Source organism: Vibrio sp. Vb1980, from assembly GCF_033338615.1.
GTDB lineage: Bacteria > Pseudomonadota > Gammaproteobacteria > Enterobacterales > Vibrionaceae > Vibrio > Vibrio alginolyticus.
Genome location: NZ_JAWOSZ010000125.1, coordinates 1 through 588, shown reverse-complemented (window position 1 = coordinate 588; position 588 = coordinate 1). Strand labels below are relative to the sequence as shown.

At 41.7% G+C, this 588-nt stretch carries 1 protein-coding gene; it reads right to left on the bottom strand.

Annotated features, from left to right (window positions below; genetic code table 11):
* Window positions 1-220 precede the first annotated feature (220 nt).
* On the bottom strand, window positions 221-588 hold a 368-nt coding region (locus tag R7F64_RS24115), incomplete at its 5' end, for a DUF2850 domain-containing protein (protein WP_140341546.1).

Here is a 588-nt window from a genome sequence, read left to right as displayed (position 1 = left end):
TTCGAGTCACATGAGAGAACTTAAATAAAACCCACACTCTGTTACACGGAAAATGTAAGACTGAGTCAATAATTTATAAATATTTGGCAGGAATTAAATTAATTGTTTACTCAATTTGGGTGGGTATAAATGCGACGAATATCTTATTTGATTGTTTATTAAGGTTTTATTTCATCGCGTAGAAGTGCCTTAGGACGGTAAAATAGTGGTAAAAAACGTGCTAGTCGCGACTGAAATGTTCACTCAGTGCGGCTCGTCGTTTTGATGCTGCGCCCACTTCTGAGCCTTGAACAGTATGCTCAAATCCCTTTCGAATGAATCGCTGATCTGGGATTCGAGGTTCAATTCGGCGTATTTGTGGTGACAGATGAGAGCCAGAAAGTTGATACGCGGTTTCACCTAATCCGGTATTTAAGGTGATGACTTTGCCATCAAACGCAAATTCCGTCGTGATCAAACGATGATTTCGATACACCCCATCGGAGGTAAAAATAAGGCGTTCGGTTTGATAAGGTGGAGCACCAATTTCGATCCACTCACCATAGACGTGTTCGGGGTTGATGTAATCTTGGTAGGAGACGTGGAGCT